This is a genomic window from Metallococcus carri (assembly GCF_011440275.1).
GTDB lineage: Bacteria > Actinomycetota > Actinomycetes > Actinomycetales > Dermatophilaceae > Metallococcus > Metallococcus carri.
In genome coordinates, this window is record NZ_JAAOIV010000004.1 from 143,221 (window position 1) to 167,129 (window position 23,909).

Annotated in this window: 21 protein-coding genes; 13 read left to right on the plus strand and 8 right to left on the minus strand. The window is 69.9% G+C overall.

From position 1 onward, the window contains the following. Positions 1 to 2: 2 nt before the first annotated feature. Together G9U51_RS07290 and G9U51_RS07295 are read left to right on the plus strand one after the other, a co-directional pair. Entirely contained in the window at positions 3 to 1,343 is a 1,341-nt protein-coding gene (locus G9U51_RS07290) for an amidohydrolase family protein (protein WP_166195366.1), read from the plus strand. Further along, positions 1,340 to 2,044 (plus strand): sulfite exporter TauE/SafE family protein, encoded by a 705-nt coding sequence (locus G9U51_RS07295; RefSeq protein WP_166195369.1) that lies wholly within the window; start codon positions 1,340 to 1,342, stop codon positions 2,042 to 2,044. Before G9U51_RS07290 ends, G9U51_RS07295 begins: the two co-directional genes overlap by 4 nt. Here the strand turns inward: G9U51_RS07295 and G9U51_RS07300 are convergent. Further along, entirely contained in the window at positions 2,018 to 3,064 is a 1,047-nt protein-coding gene (locus G9U51_RS07300; RefSeq protein WP_166195373.1) for a LacI family DNA-binding transcriptional regulator, read from the minus strand. The two genes, G9U51_RS07295 and G9U51_RS07300, sit on opposite strands and share 27 nt — an antisense overlap. A 121-nt stretch (positions 3,065 to 3,185) precedes the next feature. Here G9U51_RS07300 and G9U51_RS07305 point away from each other — a divergent pair, with 121 nt between their 5' ends. Both G9U51_RS07305 and G9U51_RS07310 read left to right on the plus strand, forming a co-directional pair. Beyond that, on the plus strand, positions 3,186 to 4,649 hold the full coding sequence (locus tag G9U51_RS07305) for a hypothetical protein (RefSeq protein ID WP_235945666.1): 1,464 nt from the start codon (positions 3,186 to 3,188) through the stop codon (positions 4,647 to 4,649). A 204-nt stretch (positions 4,650 to 4,853) separates the two neighbouring features. Continuing rightward, the gene (locus tag G9U51_RS07310; protein WP_166195377.1) at positions 4,854 to 5,141 is read left to right on the plus strand and encodes a DUF3263 domain-containing protein; all 288 of its coding nucleotides are present in this window, start codon (positions 4,854 to 4,856) and stop codon (positions 5,139 to 5,141) included. 70 nt (positions 5,142 to 5,211) lie between these two features. Here the strand turns inward: G9U51_RS07310 and G9U51_RS07315 are convergent, their stop codons facing one another. Beyond that, entirely contained in the window at positions 5,212 to 5,958 is a 747-nt protein-coding gene (locus G9U51_RS07315; RefSeq protein WP_166195380.1) for an SDR family oxidoreductase, read from the minus strand. Positions 5,959 to 6,020: 62 nt separating this feature from the next. Between G9U51_RS07315 and G9U51_RS07320 the strand changes: the two genes are divergently transcribed. Further along, positions 6,021 to 6,485, plus strand: coding sequence for a tRNA (cytidine(34)-2'-O)-methyltransferase (locus G9U51_RS07320; RefSeq protein WP_166195383.1), 465 nt, complete (start codon positions 6,021 to 6,023; stop codon positions 6,483 to 6,485). A gap of 18 nt (positions 6,486 to 6,503) precedes the next feature. On the opposite strand, the gene G9U51_RS07325 is transcribed toward G9U51_RS07320, so the two are convergent. Then, entirely contained in the window at positions 6,504 to 7,154 is a 651-nt protein-coding gene (locus G9U51_RS07325; RefSeq protein ID WP_166195386.1) for a TetR/AcrR family transcriptional regulator, read from the minus strand. Between the two features lie 118 nt (positions 7,155 to 7,272). Here G9U51_RS07325 and G9U51_RS07330 point away from each other — a divergent pair, with 118 nt between their 5' ends. The 6 genes from G9U51_RS07330 (at position 7,273) to groL (ending at position 16,468) form a co-directional block, all read left to right on the plus strand. Continuing rightward, entirely contained in the window at positions 7,273 to 8,427 is a 1,155-nt protein-coding gene (locus G9U51_RS07330; RefSeq protein WP_166195389.1) for a CaiB/BaiF CoA transferase family protein, read from the plus strand. Next, complete coding sequence (locus tag G9U51_RS07335) at positions 8,424 to 9,638, plus strand: acetyl-CoA C-acetyltransferase (protein WP_166195392.1); 1,215 nt, start codon at positions 8,424 to 8,426, stop codon at positions 9,636 to 9,638. Before G9U51_RS07330 ends, G9U51_RS07335 begins: the two co-directional genes overlap by 4 nt. A gap of 5 nt (positions 9,639 to 9,643) precedes the next feature. Continuing rightward, entirely contained in the window at positions 9,644 to 11,806 is a 2,163-nt protein-coding gene (locus G9U51_RS07340) for a 3-hydroxyacyl-CoA dehydrogenase NAD-binding domain-containing protein (protein WP_166195395.1), read from the plus strand. Further along, positions 11,803 to 12,945, plus strand: a complete 1,143-nt coding sequence (locus G9U51_RS07345; protein ID WP_166195397.1) for an acyl-CoA dehydrogenase family protein — start codon at positions 11,803 to 11,805, stop codon at positions 12,943 to 12,945. The genes G9U51_RS07340 and G9U51_RS07345 overlap by 4 nt, the downstream gene beginning before the upstream one ends. 164 nt (positions 12,946 to 13,109) lie before the next feature. Next, positions 13,110 to 14,633, plus strand: a complete 1,524-nt coding sequence (locus G9U51_RS07350; protein WP_166195400.1) for an HNH endonuclease signature motif containing protein — start codon at positions 13,110 to 13,112, stop codon at positions 14,631 to 14,633. Positions 14,634 to 14,842: 209 nt separating this feature from the next. Beyond that, complete coding sequence (groL, locus tag G9U51_RS07355; protein ID WP_166195403.1) at positions 14,843 to 16,468, plus strand: chaperonin GroEL; 1,626 nt, start codon at positions 14,843 to 14,845, stop codon at positions 16,466 to 16,468. A 274-nt stretch (positions 16,469 to 16,742) separates the two neighbouring features. Here groL and G9U51_RS07360 read toward each other — a convergent pair whose 3' ends face one another. From G9U51_RS07360 to G9U51_RS07370, 3 genes are all read right to left on the minus strand, one after another. Further along, the gene (locus tag G9U51_RS07360) at positions 16,743 to 17,783 is read right to left on the minus strand and encodes a hypothetical protein (protein WP_166195406.1); all 1,041 of its coding nucleotides are present in this window, start codon (positions 17,781 to 17,783) and stop codon (positions 16,743 to 16,745) included. After that, positions 17,780 to 18,277: a SigE family RNA polymerase sigma factor gene (locus G9U51_RS07365; RefSeq protein ID WP_166195409.1), complete on the minus strand. Its 498-nt coding sequence runs from the start codon at positions 18,275 to 18,277 to the stop codon at positions 17,780 to 17,782. The genes G9U51_RS07360 and G9U51_RS07365 overlap by 4 nt, the downstream gene beginning before the upstream one ends. A gap of 246 nt (positions 18,278 to 18,523) precedes the next feature. Then, positions 18,524 to 18,832 carry a hypothetical protein gene (locus tag G9U51_RS07370; RefSeq protein ID WP_166195412.1) on the minus strand — a complete coding sequence of 103 codons (309 nt, stop codon included), beginning with the start codon at positions 18,830 to 18,832 and terminating at the stop codon, positions 18,524 to 18,526. A 14-nt stretch (positions 18,833 to 18,846) separates the two neighbouring features. On the opposite strand from G9U51_RS07370, the gene G9U51_RS07375 reads away from it, so the two are divergent. After that, a complete protein-coding gene (locus G9U51_RS07375) occupies positions 18,847 to 19,017 on the plus strand; it encodes a hypothetical protein (RefSeq protein ID WP_166195415.1) in 171 nt (56 codons plus the stop codon). Positions 19,018 to 19,295: 278 nt separating this feature from the next. Further along, positions 19,296 to 21,305 carry an NADPH-dependent 2,4-dienoyl-CoA reductase gene (locus G9U51_RS07380; RefSeq protein ID WP_166195418.1) on the plus strand — a complete coding sequence of 670 codons (2,010 nt, stop codon included), beginning with the start codon at positions 19,296 to 19,298 and terminating at the stop codon, positions 21,303 to 21,305. Positions 21,306 to 21,360: 55 nt separating this feature from the next. On the opposite strand, the gene G9U51_RS07385 is transcribed toward G9U51_RS07380, so the two are convergent. Together G9U51_RS07385 and G9U51_RS07390 are read right to left on the minus strand one after the other, a co-directional pair. Then, positions 21,361 to 21,672 (minus strand): WXG100 family type VII secretion target, encoded by a 312-nt coding sequence (locus tag G9U51_RS07385; protein WP_166195421.1) that lies wholly within the window; start codon positions 21,670 to 21,672, stop codon positions 21,361 to 21,363. Positions 21,673 to 21,741: 69 nt separating this feature from the next. Further along, the gene (locus G9U51_RS07390; RefSeq protein ID WP_166195424.1) at positions 21,742 to 23,835 is read right to left on the minus strand and encodes a HelD family protein; all 2,094 of its coding nucleotides are present in this window, start codon (positions 23,833 to 23,835) and stop codon (positions 21,742 to 21,744) included. Between the last annotated feature and the right edge of the window lie 74 nt (positions 23,836 to 23,909).

Here is a 23,909-nt window from a genome sequence, read left to right on the forward strand (position 1 = left end):
CGATGTTCCCGACCAGCCCGCCGCAGCGGTATGCCGTTGCGCCCGGTCACCTTTGGGACGACGGCGAGTTCGCGAGGGAGCGGGCGATCGTGGTCGACGGGGAGCAGATCGACTGGGTCGGTGCCGTCACCGACCTGCCGAGCGACCTGCCGGTGTATGCCGCCGCCGACACGGCCCTGCTGCCGGCCTTCGTGGACGCCCACCACCACCTGTCCCAAAGCCTCGGTGCCCCCTTTGCCTTCGGCGAGCCATCCGAAGTCTTCCAACGGGTGTGGATTCCGTTGGAGGGCGCGCTCACCGAGGATGAGCTGGCGACCAGTGCCCGGCACGCTGCCTGGCAGTCGCAGCGCGGTGGCTTCGCCACGGTCGCCGATGCCGGCTCGCGCAGCGGGCACGACCTCGAGGTCGTCGCCGAGGTCGCTCGGGCAGCCGGGCTGCGGATCGTGCTCGGGCTCATCTGCCACGACCGCGGGCCGGCCGCGCAGGACTCGGCGACCGTGCTCGCGGCCGCCGAGCGCCACCTGGCGAGGTTCGAGACCGACCCGTGGGTGCGACCGTCACTCGCGGTCGCCGTTCCCGAACTGGCCACCGACGCGACGCTGAAGGCGCTGGCCGGTCTGTGCGAGGACGCCGGCGCGGTGCTGCAGGTCCACCTCAACGAGCATCTGGCGAGCGTCGAACGCTCTTTGCTCTCGACCGGCCGGCGACCGCTCGAACATCTGAGCGCCGCCGGTGCCGTCGGTCCGTGGCTGCTCGCGGCGCACGCGACGATGCTGACCACCACCGAGCGCCGCATCCTCGCCGACAGTGGTGCGGCCTGGTCCTACAACCCGATTGCGAGCATGTGGAAGGGCAACGCGGTGGCCGACGCCCTGGCCTTGCAGACTGCCGGCGCCCGGACGGCGCTCGGCACCGACGGCACGCGCAGTGACGGTTTCCGGCTGATGGAGGCGGCCGAATCGGCATACCGGCTCGGTTATGCGATGGCGGCCGGCGACCCATTCGCCGGATGCGGCCGCACCTGGCTGACCGCCGCGACCGGTGGGGGAGCCGATGCGGTCGGGGTCGCGGACGTGACCGGGTCGATCCGGCCGGGGTTCGCCGCGGACTTCCTGCTGGTCGACGTGCGCACCCCGGAGCTGATCCCGGCCGTGGACCTGGCCTGGCAGCTGGTGCGGTCCGGGCACCAACACCTGGTGCGCGCGGTCGTGACCGGCGGGCGCCCGCGGGTGGTCGACGGGCAACCGACCTGGGCACGCGGTGCGGACCTGCTCGACGAAGCGGAGTCGGCGTCGCGGGCCGTGTCGCAGCGCGCGGGACTGTCCCCCAGGCGTCCGGTATGACGGCCGCTTTCCTTCTCCTGGCCGTCACCGTCATCGTCGGTGCCTTCGTCCAGGGCAGCGGCGGGATGGGTTTCGCCCTGGTCTTCGCACCGGTCGCCGGACTCGTCGCGGCCGACCTGATGCCGGTCGCGCTGCTGGCATTGATGTTGCCGCTCAACGGTTTTGTGCTGTGGCGCGAGCGGTGGGCCATCGATTGGAGCGGGGTGCGCTGGGTGAGCGTGGCCCGGATCCTGTGCACCCCGCTCGGCGTGTGGGTGCTCGCGATCGTGCCCGCGGACAAGCTCGGGCTGCTGATCGGTGGCTCGACGGTGCTCGCGGCGCTGGTGAGCCTGCTGGCTCCGGACTTCAAGCCCGGGCGAGGTGTCTACTTGGGCGCCGGCGCGGTGACGGCGGTGACCGAGACGGCCACCGGCGTCGGTGGGCCGCCGCTCGCGCTCGCCTATCAGCACCGCCCGGCTCCGGAGTTGCGCGCCACCGTGGCCGCCTGCTTCCTCGTGGGCGAGATCGTCTCGCTGGCCCTGCTGCTCATTCAGGGCAAGGGCAGCACCTCGGCGATGGCGAGCGCGGCCGCGCTGGTGCCGGCGCTCGCGATCGGGCTGTGGCTGAGTTCGATGGTGCACCAACGCATTTCGAGTGCACGGCTGCGGATGTTCGTGCTGATCTTCGCGGTGGTGTCAGGCCTGCTGTTGATGGTCCGGTGAGGACGCGCGGAAGACCAGCTCCGGCCTGGGGATCGGCGCTCGCGGCTGCGTCGTCGCGCCCAACAGTCGCAGCAACTCGTCCACGCCCGCGGTCGCGGCCTCGGGCAGATGCAGTCGCACCGCGGTCACGGCAGGCTCGCTCGCGCGGGCCCGCGGACCGTCGAACCGCGTGACGATCCGCACCGCCGGAGGCGTGCGACCGAGCGCGGTCGCGGCCTGCACCGCCCCGACCGCGAAAGCGTCGACCCAGGCGATGATCGCATCGGTCTGCGGATCGGCGGTGAGCAATCGGGTCGCGGCCTGCCGTCCGCCGTCCTCGCCGTCTGCTTCGAAGATGCGTTCCACCACCGGTGGCCAGCCGTGGTCGTCGGCCGCCCGGCGGTAGGCGTGCTCGATCGCGGCATACGAGGTGCGCGGACGATCGCCCACGATCAGGGCGGGCCGCCGCACTCCGGCGCGCACCAGATGGTCGATGACGAGTTCGGCCGCCGTATCGGACTGCAGATCGATCTGCTCCTCGGCGTCAGTCGCGCCCGGGAAGCTGCCGATCGAGACGAACGGCACGCCGTCGCGGCGAGCCAGCCGGACGATCGGGTCGTCCTGCGCCGGTTCGACCACGAGCAGGCCGTCGACGGACAGGTGACCGAGGGTCTCGATGAGCTCGTCGGGAATCGGCGGCACGAGCACCAGCGCATAGCCATAGTCGAACGCTCGCTCCGCGGCCGCGGCGGCGACCTCGAGATAAAACCCTTGGCGGGCGGCCCCGCCGGCGACCGCAGCGGACATCGAGGAGGCCACCGCGATGGTGCGGGACCGCCCGCTGCGCAACGCGGTGGCGCGCGGGCTCGGCCGGTAACCGAGATCTTCGGCCGCCCGCAGGATCCGCTCGCGGGTCTGCTCGCTCACCCGCCCGGAGTTGCTGAGCGCGTGCGACACCGTCGTCGCGGAGACCCCGGCGGCGCGCGCCACGTCGGCGATCCGCGCCCGCCGGGCTCCCGTGGTCGGTGGCTCGTCGTGCACCCTGGCAGCCTAGGCGGCCGGACGCGACCCGGCGCTGCGCTGGAGTACTCGCGGGTCACCTCGTCGGCGTGGTTGAGTCGGCGGACAGGCGCAGCCCGCGCCGCAGAAGGGAGCCATCGCGATGAACCACAGCTCCGGGGTCGTTTTCCCGGTGTCCTCCTCCGAGGCGATGGCCGAGGGCAAGGACGAACGGTCCACCAGTGCCTTCGGGCGTGGGGTCGTGGCCGACGCGCTCGAGGCGGTCGATCCGCCGGGAGCCGCCGCGGTCACCCGCGAGACCGGCTGGCGGTCGGCATACCTCAAGCATTTCCGCCGCCTGGTGGAAGTCGGGCTGGTCAAGCCCGACGACGCCGTCCAGGTCGCGCGCGACGGTCTGTCCTCGGTGCACGAGCGCATGTGCTGGCTGCCCGACGGCGAGCAGGGTGACCGGGAGCTCGCCGCGGCCTTCGACACCGCGGGCGCACCACGGCTGGAGGAGACCACCGTCCGCGGTGACGCGGCGCCCGACCGCGAGTTCACGCTGCCGTACAAGGGAAAACGGCTGCGCGGCAACGACATTCGCACTCAAGTCAGCGACTGGGTTGCCCGCGGTGTTGTCGAGCCTGGCGTCGCCACCGCGGTCGAGGCGGTGCTGGACAATCCCGACTGGCTGGACCTGAGCGACCGCGAGTTCGTCGTGCTTGGTGCGACTTCGCAGATGGGTCCGCTGCGTTCGCTGCTGCGGTGGGGTGCCAAGGTCGTCGCCGTCGATCTGCCGCGGCAGGACCTGTGGGATCGCACCTTCGAGCTCGCGGCCGCCGGTGCCGGCACGCTCACCGCACCCATGACCGACGGGGTGGTGGGTGCGGACCTGTTGCACGACCTCGGTCGAGTCGGCGCGTGGCTGGCCGATCGTCCGGCGCCGCTGGTCCTCGGCAATTACGTGTATGCCGACGGTGCCACCAACCTGCGCCTCTCGGCGGCGACCGACGCTCTCGCCCAGCATCTGCTCGATCGCCGGGATGACCTCGCGTTGAGCTTCCTCGCTACCCCCACGGACGTCTTCGTCGTGCCGGCGGCGGCGGTGGCGCAGGCCAACGACAGTTACGACCGGGCGTTCCTGGCCAAGGTGCGGGGCCCACTGCGCGCGCTGAGCGGTGGCCGACTGCTCAAGCGGCAATACGCGCCAGGCGCCGATATCTCGATCAGCGACAGCATCGTGCCGCAGCAGGGCCCGAACTACCTGCTGGCCAAGCGAATCCACCGCTGGCGCGCGACGGCGGCAGCCGCGGACGGCCGGTTGGTGTCGATGAACATCGCCCCGCCAACGCGGACCCGTTCGGTCACCAAGAACCGTGCCCTCGCTGCGGCGTATGCCGGAGCCCACCGGTTCGGCGTCGAAGTCTTCGACCCCTCGACGTCGTCGTCGCTGATGGCCGCCCTGATGGTGCACGACCTGCGCACCGGGGGCGTCGGTGCGCTGCCGGTCGGCTGGCCGGCCGAGGCCGCGCACGCCGCGCACGGGGGACTGTGGCGGGTGGCCTACGAGCCGCGCTCCGCCCTCGGCATCGCGGCCGTGCTCGGAGTGGGTGCGCTGCGGGGTTGAGCCGGTATGCCGGTGGGTCGGGTATGCCGGTGTGTCCGCAGTTGCGCACGAGCGGTGGTGCGTTGCTGCGGACACGGGAGACGGCGCCCCGCCACGGCATACCTCATGAGTCACACCCGTCACGCCACGCCGCGCGGAATGACAACGGTGTCATTTGCCGCCTAGTATCGGCGGCAGACGAGAGCCGACGAGGAAAGGTTGTCCATGGGTGCCGCCGAGCAGACCGTCCACACCGACGGCGCAGAGCTGTCCGCCAAGGAACGCCAGATCCTGGACTTCGAGCGCACCTGGTTCAAGCTGCAGGGGTCCAAGGAGGACGCCATCCGCGAGCAGCTCGGACTGAGCTCGACCCGCTACTACCAGGCGCTCAACGCTCTCATCGACAACCCCGAGGCGCTCAAGGCCGATGCGCTGCTGGTCAAGCGCCTGCGCCGGCTGCGCGCGGCCCGCATGCGGCAGCGCAACGCCCGCCGCCTCGGCTTCGACGACTGATTCGACGACTGATTCGACGCCCGATCCGGCGACTGATCGCAGCACGATCCGGGGCGGCCGGCGGGGCGCTTCAGACGCCGCCGCCCAGCAGCACTCCACCGTCGACCGTCAGCGTCTGACCGGTCATCCAGCCCGCGTCGCTGGACAGCAAAAAGGCCACCACGGAGCCGATGTCGTCCGGCACGCCCAGCCGCTTCAACGCATAGGGCTTGGACACCTGCTCCTCGCGGCCCTCGTAGAGCGCCTTGGCGAAGTCGGTCTTGACCACCGCCGGTGCCACCGCGTTGACGCGCACCGTCGGTCCGAGCTCAACCGCCAGCTCCTCGGTGAGGTGGATCAGGGCGGCCTTGCTCACGCCATACATCGCAATGCCCGGCGCTGGCCGCAGACCGGCGATCGAGGCGACATTGACGATCGCGCCACCGTGCTCGGCCATCCAGGCCGAGTGCACCGCCTTGACCCACTCCAATGCGGCAATCACGTTGACCTCGAAGATCTTTCGCGACACTTCGAGCGGCACATCCAGCAGCGGACCGTAGGCCGGGTTGATGCCAGTGTTGTTGACCATCAGGTCCACGCTGCCGAAGGTCTCCAGGGCCGTGCGGATCACCTCGTCGCGGTGCGCGGGGTCGTCGGCCTTGCCCGCGACATAGCTGGCGCGGGAGCCGAGCTGCTCGACGACCTCGCGCAGCGTCTCCTCGCCGCGGGCGGTGATCAGCACGTTGGCGCCTTCGGCGTGCAAACGCTCGGCGATCGCTCGGCCGATGCCGCGGCTGGCACCGGTCACGATCGCGGTCTTGCCCTCGAAGCGGTTCATCGTTCTCCTTCGTCGTCGGTGCGCTCATCATGCCGCGCCCCGGTCGTGGTGGAATGCCTGGCGTGCTTCACGTCGTCCTGCACGAGCCGCAGATTCCGCCCAACACCGGCAACGCGATCCGCCTCGCCGCCTGCACCGGAGTGTCCCTGCATCTGGTCGAACCGCTCGGATTCACGTTGGCGGACAACCAATTACGTCGCGCGGGGCTCGACTACCACGATCTTGCGCAGGTGAGCGTGCACCCCGATTTCGACAGCTGTATGGCGTCCCTGCCGGCCGCGCGCGTCTTCGCCTTCACGGCCGGCGGCCAGACGGCATACACCGACATCTCCTACCAACCCGGGGACGTGTTGCTCTTCGGGCGCGAGGCGGACGGGCTGCCCGAGCCGGTGCAGCAGCACCCGCGAGTGACGCAGCGGGTGGTGCTGCCGATGCTGCCCGGCCGTCGCTCGCTCAACCTGTCCAACTGCGTGGCGGTGGCGGTTTACGAGGCGTGGCGGCAGCACGGTTTCGCGCCACCCAGCTGAGGAGGTCGAACGACGCGGTCAGCGCCGCCGGGTGCGCCGCGCTGCCGTCGGCGTGGGCGCGGGCGGTCGGACCGCACCGGCGAGCGCGAGCGCCAGCTGCACGTGGTGTTCGGCGATCTCCTCGCGGCTGTCGGGACCATCCTCGCGATACCAACTGGCGATGCCCTGCAGCATCGACAGGATCGCGCGGGTGCAGTCACCCACCCAGGGGGTGCTGAACGACCCGTCGGCCAGCCCGTCTCGCAGGCACGAGCGCATCAGGTCCTCGATCTGATCCCGTTGTGCGACATAGCGTTTGCGGTTGTCCGGGGTGAGAGCGCGCGTCTCCGCGTCGAGGAAGGCCAGGCCCTGGTGATTGGTCATGTGCCCGACGATCGCGCGCACCATCGCCGCCATCCGGTCGCGCGGCACCGGCCCGGCGGCCGCTTCCGCCTCGGCGGTATGCCGCACCACGACCGCCATCGCCCGGTCGAGCAACTCGGCGAGCAACGCCTGCTTGTTCTCGTGGTGGTAGTAGAGCGCCGGCACCGTGACACCGACGCGAGCAGCGATGGTGCGCACTGAGGTGCCGTCATAACCGTGCTCGACGAACTCCTCCAGCGCGGCCCGCAGGATCGGGGTCAGCTCCGCCTCCGGGTCGCTGCTGGCTGCGATCGGCTGCTCGGCCATCGGCCCTCCTTGTCGTCCGGTCGGTAGGACAGCGGTCCCGAAACCCCTGTCGAGTCCCGGTGCAGTGTGCTAGACAAGCAACTTAGCGAGCGTTCAGTAAATCATCCAGGAGGCGCGTATGGCGGGTCCGCTCACCGGAGTGCGAGTCATCGAGCTCGGCGCCATCGGGCCGGCACCCTTCGCCGGCATGCTGCTCGGCGACTTGGGCGCCGAGGTGATCCGCGTCGCCCGTCACGGCGACGACGCGGCAGCCCAGCGGGCGGTGCACGGGGTGCTGTTGCGCGGCCGCCGGTTCGTGCAGGCTGACCTCAAGGCACCGGGTGGCGCGGAGCTGGTGCGTCGGCTCGTCCAGGGTGCGGACGTGCTCACCGAAGGGTTCCGGCCCGGGGTGGCCGAGCGGCTCGGGATCGGACCCGACGACCTGCTCGCCGGCAATCCGCGGCTGGTTTACGGCCGGATGACCGGCTGGGGGCAGGACGGGCCGCTCGCCGCCTCGGCCGGCCACGACATCAACTACATCGCGCTGAGCGGTGCGCTCGCGCCCTGCGTGGGCAGTGATGGTGCCCCCGTCGCGCCCCTCAATATGCTCGGCGATTTCGGTGGCGGCGGCATGCTGCTCGCGGTCGGCGTGCTGGCGGCGCTGCTGCACGCCCGCGCCACCGGCGAGGGTCAGGTCGTCGATGCCGCCATCGTCGACGGTTCGGCGCTGCTGACCGCGATGCACCAGGCGATGCTCGGCAGCGGGCTGTGGGCGGCGCCTCCCGGCGGCAACATCTTCGACGGCGGCGCGCCCTTCTATGGCGTCTACCGCACGGCCGACGACCGCTGGCTCAGCGTCGGCGCGATCGAGCCGGCCTTCTATGCCGACTTCGTCCGCGGACTCGGTATGCCGGGGCTGCCGGACCGTGACGACCCGGCGAACTGGCCGCAGCTCAAGCAGCAGGTGGCTGCTCGCATCGCGGAACGCTCGCTCGAGGAGTGGACCGATGCCTTCGCCGGGCTGGAGGCCTGCGTGGCGCCGGTGCTCGACCCGGCCGAGGCCCCCGACCACCCCCAGCTCGCCGCTCGCGAGGTTTACCGCGAGTGGGACGGCCTGCGCCATCCGGCGCCCGCGCCCCGCTTCTCCGCGACCACGGTGGACTGGCCGCCGACCGCGGAGGCGACCGACTCGACATACGACGTGTTGCGCGAAATCGGTTGCAGCACAGACGAACTCGACCAATGGACAAGCAGCGGCGTGATCACCGCCGCGCCGAAGGGAGACCAGGAATGAGCACCGAAGCCTTCGTCTACGAGGCGATCCGCACGCCGCGCGGTCGCGGGAAGGCCAATGGATCACTGCACGAGATCAAACCGATCTCGTTGGTGACCGGCCTGATCGACGAGTTGCGGCGACGCGCCCCCAACCTCGACCCCACGGGCATCGACGATGTCGTGCTCGGGGTGGTCAGCCCGCTCGGTGACCAGGGCTCCGATATCGCCAAGACCGCGGCCCTGGCGGCCGGACTGCCCGACACCACCGCGGGCGTGCAGCTCAACCGGTTCTGTGCGAGCGGTCTCGAGGCGGTCAACACCGCGGCCGAGAAGGTGCGCTCGGGCTGGAACCAGTTGGTCCTCGCCGGTGGCGTCGAGTCGATGTCGCGGGTGCCGATGGGCTCCGACGGCGGCCCCTGGGCGATGGACCCGCAGACCTCCTTCGCCACCGGCTTCGTGCCCCAGGGGATCGGTGCCGACCTCATCGCCACCCTCGAGGGCTGGTCGCGCACCGATGTCGACGAATACGCCGTGGAGAGTCAGCAGCGCGCAGCCAAGGCGCAGGCCGACGGCCGGTTCGACCGGTCGCTCGTGCCGGTCGTTGACCAGAGCGGCATCCCGGTGCTGGACCGGGACGAGTTCGTCCGCCCGGAGACCACGGTCGAATCCCTGGCCGGGCTCAAGCCGTCCTTCGCCCAGATGGGCAAGGACGGCGGCTTCGACGCGGTCGCGCTGGCGAAATACCACCAGGTGCCCGCGATTGACCACGTCCACCACGCCGGCAATTCCTCGGGCATCGTCGACGGTGCCGCGCTGGTCGCGGTCGGCTCTGAGGAGGCCGGCCGCCGCCACGGGCTGACCCCGCGTGCCCGCATCGTTGCGGCCGCGGTCTCGGGTGCCGACCCGACGATCATGCTCACCGGCCCGGCGCCGGCGGCCCGCAAGGCCCTGGCGCTGGCCGGACTCGAGGTCGGCGATATCGATCTGTTCGAGGTCAACGAGGCCTTCGCCGCGGTGCCGATGCGCTTCATGCGCGATCTCGGTGTGGATCACGAGGTCGTCAACGTCAACGGCGGGGCCATCGCGCTCGGCCACCCGCTGGGCGCGACCGGGGCGATGATCCTCGGCACGCTCATCGACGAGCTCGAGCGGCGATCACTGCGCCGCGGCCTCGCGACGCTCTGCGTCGGCGGGGGCATGGGCATCGCCACGATTATCGAAAGGCTTTGAGGGACATGACGATCGAGCAAGCACCGACCACCGAGACGATCCGCATCGAGGTCGACGACCACCAGGTCGTCACCCTCACTCTGGACGACCCGTCCGGCTCGGCCAATGTGATGAACAGCGCCTACCGCACCTCGATGCACCAGGCGGTGCAGTGGCTGCAGCAGGTGCGCGAGGAGATCGTCGGCGTCATCGTCACCTCGGCCAAGAAGACCTTCTTCGCCGGCGGCGACCTGGCCGGCCTGCAGTCGGTCAGCCCGGCGACCGCGGCGGCCTTCTTCGCCGAGGTGGAGTCGGTCAAGGCGGACCTGCGCGCGCTGGAGACCCTCGGCCGCCCGGTCGTGGCCGTGCTCAACGGCTCGGCCCTCGGCGGCGGGCTGGAGATCGCGCTCGCCTGTCATCACCGCATCGCGGTGGACACACCGGGTGCGCGCTTCGGCACCCCCGAGGTCACCCTGGGCCTGCTGCCCGGGGGTGGCGGTGTCACCCGCACCGTGCGCATGCTCGGCCTCGCCGACGCGCTGATGAAGGTGCTCGGCCAGGGCACGCAATATCCGCCGGCCCAGGCCCAAGAGGTCGGGATCGTCGACGAGGTCGTGCCCACGGTCGAGGACGGTCTGCGGGCAGCCCGTGCGTGGATCGCCGAGCACCCGGACGCCGTGCAGCCTTGGGACACACCGGGATTCAAGATCCCCGGCGGCACGCCCGCCGGTGGTCCGATCAAGGCGTTCCTGCCGTCGCTGCCGGCCCTGCTCACCGCCCAGCTGAAGGGCGCGCCCTATCCGGCCCCGCAGGCGATCCTGTCCGCCGCCGTCGAGGGATCGCAGGTCGACTTCGACACCGCCTCGCGGATCGAGAGCCGCTATCTCACCCAGCTCGCGGCCGGGCCGACCAGCACCAACATGATCCAGGCCTTCTTCTTCGACCTGCAGGCGATCAAGAAGGGTGCCTCCCGACCGGACGGCATCGAGCCGCGCTCGGTGACCAAGGTCGGGGTGCTCGGCGCAGGGATGATGGGTGCCGGCATCGCCTACGTGCTGGCCAAGGCTGGGCTGCCGGTCGTGCTCAAGGACGTCGATCAGGCCGCCGCCGATCGTGGCAAGGACTACTCGAAGTCGTTGCTGGACAAGGCGATCGAGCGCGGCCGCTCCACCCGGGAGAAGGCCGACGAGTTGCTCGGCCGGATCACCGCGACCACCGACCCGGCGGATCTGGCCGGCTGCGACGTGGTGGTGGAGGCGGTCTTCGAGAACCCCGCACTCAAGCAGCAGGTCTTCGCCGAGGTGATGCCGCACCTGGCAGCCGACGCGCTGTTGTGCACCAACACCTCCACGCTGCCGATCACCTCACTCGCCGAGGGCGTCGACCGACCCGAAGACTTCATCGGGCTGCACTTCTTCTCACCGGTCGACAAGATGCCGTTGGTCGAGATCATCCGCGGCGAGCGCACCAGCGACGCGGCGCTCGCGCGTGCTTACGACCTGGTCCTGGCCATCGGCAAGACGCCGATCGTGGTGCAGGACTCGCGAGGCTTCTTCACCAGCCGGGTCATCGGCACCTTCACCGGTGAGGGGTTGGCGATGCTCGCCGAAGGCGTCCACCCGGTCAGCCTCGAGCGGGCCGCCACTCAGGCCGGCTACCCGGTCGGCACCCTGCAGATCTCCGACGAGCTCAATCTGGAGCTGATGCAACGCATCCAGCGCGAGACGATCGCGGCAGGTGCCGGCGAGCATCCGGCATACGCCGTCGTGGACGCGATGGTCGAGCGGGGCCGCACGGGCAAGAAGGCCGGCCAAGGCTTCTACGAGTATGACGAGAACGGTCGCCGCGGGGGCCTCTGGCCGGGGCTGGCAGACCTGTATCCGGTTGCGGCAGAACAGATCCCGTTCGAGGACATCAAGGACCGGTTGCTCTTCGTGGAGGCGATCGAGTCGGCTCGGTGCTTCGACGAGGGCGTCGTCACCTCACCTGGTGACGCCAACATCGGCTCGATCTTCGGCATCGGTTATCCGGCCTGGACCGGGGGAGTGGCGCAATTCGTCACCGGCTATCCGGACGGCGGCGTGGCCGGGTTCGTGCGCCGCGCCGACGAATTGCGGGAACGCTATGGCGACCGGTTCGCCGTGCCCGACAGCCTGCGCGCGCGGGCCACGAAGGAGGAAGCAGCATGAGCCGCACACTCTTCGAGGAGGACCACGAAGCCTTCCGCAAGACCGCCCGCGCGTTCTTCGAGCGCGAGTGCGTGCCGCACCGCGAGCAGTGGGACGCCGACGGCATCGTCAGCCGCGACGCCTGGCGGGCGGCGGGTCAGGCCGGCCTCATCGGCATGGCCGTGCCGGAGGAGTTCGGCGGCGGCGGTATGCCGGACTTCCGGTTCAACATGGTGATCACCGAGGAGTCGGTCGCGACCGAGACCACCGGCCTGGCGATCAGCCTCACCAACGATGTGATCCTGCCGTATTTCCTCGAGCTCGCCACCGACGAACAGAAGAAGCGGTGGCTGCCGGACATCTGCTCGGGGGAGAAGGTCGTCGCCATCGCGATGACCGAACCGGGCGCCGGCAGCGACCTGCAGGGCATCACGACGACCGCCGTCGACAAGGGCGACCACTACTTGGTGAACGGCCGAAAGACGTTCATCTCCAGTGGAATCCTCGCCGACATCGTGATCGTGGTGTGCCGGACCGACAAGGACGCCGGGCACCGGGGGATCAGCCTGATCGTGCTGGAGCGCGGCATGGACGGCTTCGAACGAGGCCGCAATCTGGACAAGATCGGCCTGCACGCGCAGGACACCGCCGAGCTGATCTTCGACGACGTGCAGGTGCCCAAGGACAACCTGCTCGGTGCCGAGGGCGACGGGTTCATCGCGCTCATGCAGAACCTTCCGCAGGAGCGGCTGTCGATCGCGACCATCGCGGCCGCGGCGATCGACCGGGTGGTGGACATGGCGATCGACTACGCCAAGCAACGCCAGGCCTTCGGCCGCTCGATCGGGTCCTTCCAGAACACCCGCTTCACCATCGCCGAGATGGTCACCGAGGCGCGGGTCGCCCGGGTGTATGTCGATGACTGCGTGCGACGTCACCTGAGCGGAGAGCTCGACGCGGCCGAGGCGTCCGGGCTGAAGTACTGGAGCACCGAGCTGCAGAAGAAGATCGTCGACCAGGCGGTGCAGATCCACGGTGGTTACGGCTTCATGGCGGAGTATCCGGTGGCGCGTGCCTACCTCAATACCCGCGTGCAGACGATCTACGGCGGCACCACGGAGATCATGAAGGAGATCGTGGGGCGCTCGCTCGGGCTGTGATTCGGTGCTCTGTCGGTGGCTGATGCGACAATCGGGTGAGTTGCTGCGCGCCTGATCGATTCTGTTGCGGCACAACGAAATTGGTGGCGCACGGGCCTTCCCATTGGCTCCGAACAGATGTATGATGAGGTGGACGAAGGAGCTCTGGGGAGGGGGTTTCGGTCATGTCGTTCACTCAGCACACGCGGCTGCCAGACGAGCCGCTGCGGCCCTCACCGGTGCCGGTGGTCCCGGCAGCACCCGGTCGAGCGGCTGGGCTGGCGGACCAGACGCGGCGGTTCGTCGAAACCCTCGGCGAGTGGTCCGGAGCCCTCCATCAGCTTGGCGACGATGCGCTGAGCGACGTGGCCGTCGACCTGCTCGCGGTGCTGCAGCGGTCCGAGGCGGTGCTGGTCGACCTCGCGCGTGAGGCGATCGACCGAGGCGTCGTCCAGCGGTCCACCGCCGCAAGCCCGACCGCCTGGCTGGCAGCGGCCTCGCAGGGCGATCCGTCCCGACCGTCGTCCGATGCCGGCCCTCTGCAGCCGGCCGCGCCGGTTGGTGACGATGGGCCTGCCGACGCTGCCGACGCTGCCGACGGGTGGCGGTCGCCCGGCATCGAACCTGCCCACGCTCGACGGATCTGCGAGGTCGCTGACGCCACCCGCGCGCCCGGCAACGAGATCGTCGCCCGAGCGGTGCGATCTGGTGCCGCGAGCGTGTCGGTCGCGCAGGTGTGCCTGCGCGAAGCCCCACAGGCCCTGGCCGTCCTGCCGGACGCGGACCGAGCAGAGGTGCTCGGCTGGTATCTCGCCCTGGGCTCGGGTGCGTCGCGCAGCACGCTCAAGGCGCTCACCCGGCGCATCATCGCCCGGTTCGATCCTGATCGGCTGGATGCCGACGAGGCTCGTCTTGACCCGGTCGAGCGGCTGCGGTGGAGCGACCTGCCCAATGGCATGAGTCGCCTCGAGGCCGATCTGACCTCCGCCCACGCCGCCCAGCTCAAGCAGGCGATCGATGCCTTCTCCGCGCCGCGGCCCACCGAGGACCCGCAGGGCAGCGGCACGACGGCACCTGACGATCGCACGCCGGGCAAGCGCCGACTGGACGCGCTCATGCTGCTCGCCTGCCACGGCGCAGCCGCGCTCGACCGCGACCGGCCTCGCCTCGGTGCGCTCGCGCGGCTTGTGGTCACCGTCGACCTCGCGACCCTGATCGGTGAGCTGGGGTACGCCTCGAGCGGCTGTTGCCCGGCCTGCGGCGCAGCGGAACCGGCCACCCGGGTGCCCGGGGCGGGCAGCACGCCATACGGCGACATCATCGACGCCGGCACCGTGCGCAGGCTCGCCTGCGATGCGGAGATCGTGCCCGTCGTGCTCGGCGGGGTGAGCGAACCGCTGGACGTCGGCCGGATGCAGCGACTGTTCACCCCCGCTCAGCGAGTGGCCCTCGGCGAACGAGATCAGGGGTGCAGCTTCCCTGGCTGCGACCGGCCACCACCCTGGTGCGAAGCCCACCATCTGAGGCCGTGGACCGCCGGCGGGCGATCCACGCTCGACAACGGCGCACTGCTGTGCGAACGCCACCACACGGTGGTCCACCGAGATCGACTGCTGGGTGCTGTCGTGGCCGGCCGGGTGGTCTGGGATCTCACCCCCGGACGTATGCCGCTCTCCCAGCACGCCGCTGCGGCAGACCCGGCGGCCTGACTTTGCCCGATCGGGTGACCAGAGCGTTTGCACTCGGCATACCAGAGTGCCAATAATGGCGTTAGCACTCTCGGCTTGAGAGTGACAGACAAGCTGACCGAGGGCGAGGGCCGTCCTCGACGGGCCGCGTAAGCCCGTCGGTGAGGGTCCGCACCGTCGCGGGCGTCCGAGGTCAGGCCGTTACGCACTCCACCTGGAGGACATCGCAGATGGCCAAGACCATTGCTTTCGACGAGGAGGCCCGGCGCGGGCTCGAGCGGGGCATGAACACCCTCGCCGACGCCGTGCGGGTCACGCTCGGCCCCAAGGGCCGCAACGTCGTGCTGGAGAAGAAGTGGGGCGCCCCCACCATCACCAACGACGGTGTCTCGATCGCCAAGGAGATCGAGCTGGAGGACCCCTACGAGAAGATCGGCGCCGAGCTGGTCAAGGAGGTCGCCAAGAAGACCGACGACGTCGCGGGCGACGGCACCACCACCGCCACCGTGCTGGCGCAGGCGATGGTCCGTGAGGGCCTGCGCAATGTCGCCGCTGGCGCGAACCCGATGGCGCTGAAGCGCGGCATCGAGAAGGCCGTGTCGGCCGTCGCCGACTCGCTGGCCAGCCACGCCCAGGAGATCGAGACCAAGGAGCAGATCGCGGCCACCGCGTCCATCTCCGCGGCCGACCCGCAGATCGGCGAGCTGATCGCCGAGGCGATGGACAAGGTCGGCAAGGAAGGCGTCATCACCGTCGAGGAGAGCAACACCTTCGGGCTCGAGCTCGAGCTCACCGAGGGCATGCGCTTCGACAAGGGCTACATCTCGGGCTACTTCGTCACCGACACCGAGCGGATGGAGACGGTCCTGGAGGACCCCTACATCCTCGTGGTCAACTCGAAGATCTCGAACATCAAGGACCTGCTTCCGCTGCTGGAGAAGGTCATGCAGTCGGGCAAGCCGCTGGCGATCATCGCCGAGGACGTCGAGGGCGAGGCCCTGTCGACCCTGGTGGTCAACAAGATCCGCGGCACCTTCAAGTCGGTGGCCGTCAAGGCCCCCGGTTTCGGTGACCGTCGCAAGGCCATGCTTGGCGACATCGCCATCCTCACCGGTGGTCAGGTCATCTCCGAGGAGGTCGGCCTCAAGCTCGACACCGCCGAGCTGGACCTGCTCGGTCGGGCTCGCAAGATCGTGGTCACCAAGGACGAGACCACCATCGTCGAGGGTGCCGGCGACGCCGACCAGATCGCCGGCCGGGTCAACCAGATCCGCGCCGAGATCGAGAACTCCGACTCCGACTACGACCGCGAGAAGCTGCAGGAGCGCCTGGCCAAGCTGGCCGGTGGCGTGGCCGTCATCAAGGCGGGCGCGGCGACCGAGGTCGAGCTGAAGGAGCGCAAGCACCGCATCGAGGACGCCGTCCGCAACGCCAAGGCTGCGGTTGAGGAGGGCATCGTCGCCGGTGGTGGCGTGGCGCTGCTGCAGGCGTCGAAGGACGCCTTCGGTGGTCTGTCGCTCGAGGGTGACGAGGCGACCGGCGCGAACATCGTGAAGGTGGCGGCCGAGGCCCCGCTGAAGCAGATCGCGCAGAACGCCGGGCTCGAGCCGGGCGTCGTGGTGGAGAAGGTCCGCAACCTGCCTGCGGGCGAGGGTCTCAACGCCGCGACCGGTGAGTACGTCAACATGGTCAAGACCGGCATCATCGACCCGGCCAAGGTGACCCGCTCCGCGCTGCAGAACGCCGCCTCCATCGCGGCGCTCTTCCTCACCACCGAGGCCGTCATCGCCGACAAGCCGGAGAAGGCCGCCCCGGCCGCTCCGGGTGGCGACGACATGGGTGGAATGGGCTTCTGACGAAACACGCACGCGAGGGTCGGCCGCGTCCGCGACGTAGGAGCGGCGCGGTCGGCCGGAGCGAAGTGTGAGGAAGAGGCCCAAAGGACATCGGGGCTTCTGACGAAACACGCAGCGGAGGTTGCGGGCGACGAAGGAGCACGCGGCCGGAGCGGAGTGTGAGGAAGAAGCCCAGAAGGAATTGCTTCTGACCAGGCAACTCCTGACGAAGCAAACGTTGGGGCGGGGTTCGCGAGAACCCCGCCCCTTCGTCACCCCTGCCGGCGTATGCCGGTCAGTTGCTCGCCGTGGTGTGCTGCTTGCCCTGGGCGTCGGTCCAGCGGAACAGCAAGATCGGCGCCGCGCCCTGGTTGGCCTTGGAGAGTTTGACTGCGGCCCGGACGATCTGCCACTCGCCACCGGGCACCGGGTAGGTGGTCACCTTGGGGGCACTCACGGTGTTGGCCGGACGGATTGCCTCGACGGAGCGGGCACTCGCGGGCAGCACCGCCTCGGTCATCACGTCCTGATCGGACATGCTGTTAGTCCTCACCTCGGTCCACCCCGATCCGTCGCCGACCGCAAAGGACATCGGGTCCCCGCTACCGCCCGGGTCGAGTGATGGCACCCAGGTCTGAAGGGCAGGGAAGACCACCGTGTCACCGGTCTCTGGCAGCTTTACCCGCACCGGTTGTTCCCCGGAGGACGAGGACCAGTCGCCTCCGCCGTTGACCCACACGACACCGCGCACGCGCTGTCCCGTGAAGAACGGCAGCACGGCATAGGTCTTCCCGCTGCCGGTGCGCAGCCCGAACTGCACGGAGCCATGGGTGCCGGCTGCGGCGACAAAGGCCGCGTCGGCGGCGACGGGGTAGACGAGATACCGATTGTTGTAGCTGTCCTGGTAGGTCACGCCGCCGTTAGGGCTGTCAGCAATCTTGGGCATCGCCTCCCAGGCCCGACCACCGGAGTCGCTGTAGAGCTGCAGGCCGGCTGTGGTCTCCTTCGCATGGATCGCGGCTGGTGCACCGCCCGGCAGGGTGATCCGGTCGCCGGAGACCGTGATGCCCGAGGCGCCGCCGAAGGTCAGGCGCAGGGCCGCGGCCGTGGGGGCCGAGGTTGAGGACGTGGCCGGTTGCACCGGCCGGCTGAGTACATTGTGCAGGCCGGCCGCGCCGGCCGTCACTGCGATGACCGCGGCGGCGAGGCCACCGGCGATCGCCATACGGCGTCGACGCACGCGAGTGCGACCACCCGCGGCGACCCGCTGCGGATCGATCGACAGCGGTGGAATCTCGCTGTCGCGCAAGAGCTCTCGGATGTCGAGGTCGCTCATCGCTTCACCTCCGAGTTCGAGTTGAGGGCGTCGCGCAAGGCGGCCAGCCCCCGTGAGGCGGATGACTTGACCGTGCCGACGCTGACGCCGAGCGTGTCGGCGGTCTCCTGTTCGGACAGGTTGGCGTAGTAGCGGAGCACGACGACTTCGCGCTCGCGCTTGGGCAGGGTCTGCAACAACCGGACGATCTGGTCGCGGTCGTCGCTCGCCGTCTGCACGGACGGTGCGGCGCGCTCGGGGAGCGCGGCCATCGCGACCTCACCGTGCCGCCGTCGCCAGCGATCGGTGTGCAGGTTGACGAGGGTGCGGCGGACGTAGCCATAGGGCGAGCCCGTGCTGATCCGGCGCCATGTGACGTAGGCGCGCTCGTAGGACTCCTGGACGAGTTCCTCCGCCAGGTGACGGTCACCGGTGAGGAACCAGGCGGTGCGCAGCAGGGCAGGCGACGAGCTCTCGACGAAGGCCACGAAGGTGGCTTCGTCGGTCTTGTTCATCGCGGCCCCCTGATGACTGTTGCGATCATGCCCCTGGAACGCAGCGGCTGCCCGAAAGGTTGAGTCCGGCCTTCTCCCACCGTATGCCGACCGCCTCGCTCGCCCGAGATCGGCGTCTCCGCACGGTGGTCGACGGCGTGACGAGACGTGCGTTGCGCGGACTGTCGGTGCTGGCTTGCAAGATCGACCGCGATCGGTGAGCGTGGAGAGGAGCAGCACATGGGTCCTTGGCTCACGCCAGTGCTGTCATTTGTGGGGGGCCTGCTGGGTGCTGGGATCCCGGCCTGGGTGGCGCTCAGAGGTCAGCGACAAGCAGCTCGCAGCGAATGGCGTGAGCGATTCGATCGCGCGCTCGAGAATCTGACGAGCGCTGAACCGCCGAAGCGACGCATCGGTGAGGAACTCCTCGCTGACCTGATCGACTCCGACCTTGGCAGTGAGGCGGACCGCGACCTTGCTCGTCGGATCGGGCGCCTCAGTCTCAGCGTCGATGAGCGGCAGTTCGCTGTGGACGTGGATTCTGGGGCGCCTGCGAGTGACAATGGAAGAGATCACATCGTGGAGGACTCATGAGCACTGTTCTCAACGGGCGCCAGGCGACGGTTCCGGCGTCCAAGATCCGCCTCGCTCGCGCGCTCGTGCGTGATGCTGACCGCCGAGGCGTGACCGAAGACGATTGGATCGTGCGCCTCGCACAACGCCCGCTCCCGGGTGAATCGCGCTCCAAGGTGATGCGGTAACGCGCTGGACCGGATCAGAGACGGCTTGGGCCTTTGGCCAGAACGGGCCGTATCCACGAGACGGCAACTGGCGCGGCGGGAGGCAACTGGCACGGCACATGATGACTGGCACCGGGTGGCGTGCCAGATGCGTCGTGGCGTGCCAGACCTGCGACGCCGTACCAGAGGCGCACGGCCGCGCCAGATGTGCTGGCCTGCTACTCATCGGTAACACCATCGTTTAGGGTGGCCGGGACCGCTCGCCCATCGCGGCGACGACGAGACCGACGAGGCAACCGATGACCTACGACCACCTGCTCGCGCCCATCACGATCAGCGGTGTGACGCTGCGCAACCGCGTGGTGATGGGGTCGATGCATACCGGTCTGGAGGACCGGCGGCGGCATTTCAAAGACCTCGCCGCCTATTACGCCGAGCGGGCCAAGGGCGGCACGGCGCTGGTCATCACCGGCGGCTTCGCACCGAACCGCACCGGCTGGCTGCTGCCGCTCGGCTCACTCCTGCACGACAGGCGGGCGGTGTCGGCACATCGGAAGGTCACCGACGCGGTGCATGAGCACGGCGGCCACATCGCACTGCAGATCCTGCACGCCGGACGCTACGGCTATCACCCGTTCATCAAGGGCGCGTCGCGGCGCAAGTCGCCGATCACGCCGTTCCGGCCGTTGGCGCTCACCACACGAGGCGTCGAGCACACGATCAGCGACTTCGGGCGCACCGCTCTGCTCGCCCAGCAGGCGGGCTACGACGGCGTCGAGATCATGGGCTCCGAGGGCTATCTGATCAATCAGTTCCTCGCCGCGCGCACCAACAACCGGGCCGACCGCTATGGCGGATCGGCGAGCAACCGGATGCGCTTCCCGGTCGACATCGTGCGGCGGGTGCGCGAGGAGGTCGGCGACGACTTCCTGGTGATCTACCGACAGTCATTGCTCGATCTGGTGGAGGACGGCCAGAGCTGGCAGGAGACCGTCGAGCTCGCCCAGAAGATCCAGCAGGTCGGCGCCTCGCTCATCAACACCGGCATCGGCTGGCACGAGGCCCGGGTGCCGACGATCGTCACCTCCGTCCCGCGCGCAGCCTTCGTCGAGCAGACCGCAGCTCTGCGCAAGGAGGTCGACCTGCCGGTGATGGCCTCCAACCGGATCAACGACCCCGAGGTCGCCGAGCAGATCCTGCGCAGCGGCCAGGCCGACCTGGTGTCGATGGCCCGGCCGCTGCTGGCCGATCCTGAATTCGTCAACAAGGCGCGCGAGGGCCGGGCCGATGAGATCAACACCTGCATCGCCTGCAACCAGGCCTGCCTTGACCACAGCTTCGCGGGCAAGCGGGCATCGTGCCTGGTCAACCCGCGCGCGGGGCGCGAGCGGGAGCTGGTGCTGCTGCCGCTGCCGTCGCCGCGCAGCCGCAGCGTCGCGGTCGTGGGCGCCGGGCCGGCCGGTCTCGCGGCAGCGACGAGCGCCGCGGAGCGCGGCTTCGCGGTCACCCTCTTCGAGGCGCGCGACGACATCGGTGGCCAGTTCCAGCTCGCCGCGCGCATTCCCGGCAAGGAGGAGTTCGCCGAGACGTTGCGCTATTTCCGCCGACGCCTGGAGGTCCTCGGCGTCGACGTGCGCCTCGGTCACCGAGCGACCGACGCCGACCTGAGCGGGTATGACGAGGTGATCGTCGCCACCGGTGTGCTGCCCCGCGTGCCGGACATCCCCGGTCTCGACCGCCCGAATGTCGTGGCGTATGACGCCCTCGTGCGTGGCGAGGAGGTCGCGGGTGAGCGCGTCGCGGTGATCGGGGCGGGCGGCATCGGCTTCGACGTCAGCGAGTTCCTGCTGCACGACCCGGGTGAGTCGCTCGAGCACTGGCGCCGCCGCTGGGGCGTGTCCGATCCCGCCGTCGACCGGGCCGGCCTGGGCGAGAAGGTCAAGCAGACTCCGCGCCGGCAGATCTACCTCGTCCAGCGCAAGACCACCCGCCACGGCGCTGGCCTCGGTCGCACCACCGGCTGGGTGCACCGGCAGACCCTCAAGGACGGCGGCGTCGAATTCGTCGGCGGCGCGACCTACGACCGGATCGACGACGCCGGCCTGCACCTCACCATCCGTAAAGACGACAAGGCCACGCCCGAGCGGCGGGTGCTCGAGGTCGACACGATCGTGGTCTGCGCCGGCCAGGAGTCCGTGCGCGACCTCGCGGCCGATGGCCGGCACGTCATCGGGGGAGCAGACGTGGCCGCCGAGCTCGATGCCAAGCGGGCGATCCGCCAAGCGACCGAACTGGCGGCCCGCCTCTAGCCCCCTGACGCCGAGGCGGTGCCGTCCCCACGCACCGACCCGGTGCCCGCCCGGCTCAGCGGCCGGGGATCTGGAAGGCCCGCATCACGTCGTCCTCGGTCGTGGAGTAGACCTTGCTGGCACCGCCGACCGCGAGGCCGATGGCATCAAGCGACGTCTGCACCTTCTTGGTGGCCTTGATCCAGTCGCCGTGCAGCACCTCGTACTGCGACGCGGCCGCACCCTTCCAATTGCCCTTGAGCGACTCAAGTCGCCGCTGCATCAGCCCCATCAACTCCTCGATCTGCTTGGAGACCTGGCCGATGTCACTGCTGTGGCTGTCGAGCGCGCCGCTGTCGACGGAGAACGATCCCTTGGGGTAGCTCATGATGTCCCTCCCTGTCCGGCCCACCCGGCTGGCGAGCCTCGATGGACAAGGACGGTATGCCGATCCGCCTCACCCCCGCAGATCTCGATCCGCAGCCTGTGGATGAAGGGCGGCGGGCAGTGGCTGGGTGTGCAGAACCGTCAGCGCGGACACGGCGCGGGTGAGCACGACATACAACCGCCGCAGGCCGGTGCGTTCGTCCGGTTCGGCGGCCGCGATCGCGGCGGGCTCGAGCACCAGCACTTCGTCGAACTCCAGTCCCTTGGCGATCGACGCGGGCACGAGCTGCACCGGGTGGTCCTCGTCGTCACCATGCGACGAGTCGACCCGGCCAAAGGCAATCCCCTTGTCCCGCAACACCTTTGCGACCACATCAAGGTCAGACGGTATGCCGATCACCCCGAACGAACCGGCTCCCCGAGTGTCCACCACCTCACCTGCAGCCGAGCCCAGGTCGTCGACCGACCGCACGTCCAGCGCGCCTCGTGCGGTCCGGACCGATACCGGAGCGCCCAGCCCGGGAGCCATCGCGGGCAGCAGGCGGGCGGCATACTCGATCACCGCGGCCGGCACGCGGAACCCGCGGTCGAGCACTTCGAGGTGGTGGTCGGGCTTGCCGAGATGGCGCATCGTCTCCTCCCAGGAGGAGGTCGCCCACGGCGTGGTGCCCTGCGCGATGTCGCCGAGCACGGTCGCTGAACCGGTCGAGCAGCGGCGGCCCACCCCGCGCAATTGCATCGGCGACAGATCCTGGGCTTCGTCGAGGACGACATGCCCGAGGCTCGGTCGTCGCTCCAGCAGGTCGTCGATCTCGTCGAGCAGCACGGCGTCGGCAGTCGTCCAGCGGGCGGATCCTTTGCTGCGAACTGGCTTGTCCCACAACAGGATCCGCTGTTCGTCGGAAGTCAGGACACCGTCGGCGCAGGCCGCCAGGTGCGAGGGCGAGGACCACAGCTCGAAGAGCACTTGCCGGGCATCGATGACCGGCCATAACTGCTTGAGATAGGCCTTGACCGGTGCGGATCGGGCCACCGCGTCCTGCACCCGGTCGTCAGGCGACTCGCCCGCCCGCTCCAACTTCAGCAGCACCTCGTGGGCGAGCCGGTCGGCGCACATCGCCCGCCCGGACAGATAGCGCACTCCGCGCTCGCGCAGCCTGGCCAGGACCTCGGCGACGTCATAGGCCGGCACCCGCCATTTGCGCACGCCCCGCGGCACGACCAGTGCTTCGGTCGGAGCCGCGACATGCGACCAGACCGCCCGTTCCACCACCGTCGCCATCCGCGCGTCGCCCTTGAGGGTGGCTGCCGCGGTGTTGTCCTCGGCGCGCACCGGCACCGAGGTCAGCAACTCGGCCGCGGTCGTATGCCGCACGCGCACCTCGCCGAGCGCGGGCAGCACCGCGGTGATGTGGTCCAGGAAGGCCTGGTTGGGGCCTACCACCAGCACTCCCGCCCGCTCGAGGCGCTGCTTGAAGGCGTAGAGCAGCCAGGCCGCCCGGTGCAACCCCACCGCGGTCTTGCCCGTGCCCGGCGCCCCCTGCACGCACACGGTGAGGCCCACATCGGAGCGGACGATCTCGTCCTGCTCGGGCTGGATCGTGGCGACGATGTCGCGCATCGGGCCGGTGCGCGGGCGCTCGATCTCGGCGGCCAGCACCCCACTGGCGGTCTCTGGCTCGGCCGGGTCCTGCAGGTGCTCGTCCTCGATGGCGGTGAGCTGGCCGTGGTCGACGCCGAACCGCCGGCGCAGCGTGACCCCCATCGGCTCGGCGTGCGAGGCGCGATAGAAGGCCGTCGACACCGGGGCGCGCCAGTCAATGACGACCGGGTTGCCGTCGCTGTCGCCGATATGCCGGCGGCCGAGGTACCAGCGCTCGGCGTCGGTGGTGTCGATGCGGCCGAAGAAGAGCGTGGTGCTGGGGTCGTCCTGCAGCGCGGCCACGCGGGCGGCCAGCACCGCGGTGAGCACCCCGACCGAGTCGGCATCGCTCGCGCGGGAGGCGTCGAGCGAGGCGGCAGCGGTGCGCATGCGTGCGAGTTCGGCGCGGGCACGGGCGAGATAGGCCTGCTCGGCGGCGAGATCGGGCGGATTGTTGGAGGGGGCGGCGGTGGAGCCGGCGGCGGTGGAGCCGGCGGCGTCGGGGGCGGTGGTGGCGGGCATGACGAAGGGCGCCTTTCCGACCGGCGATGAAGAGGGGGAAGGGCGACGTTACCGGCGGGGAGACCGGCATACCA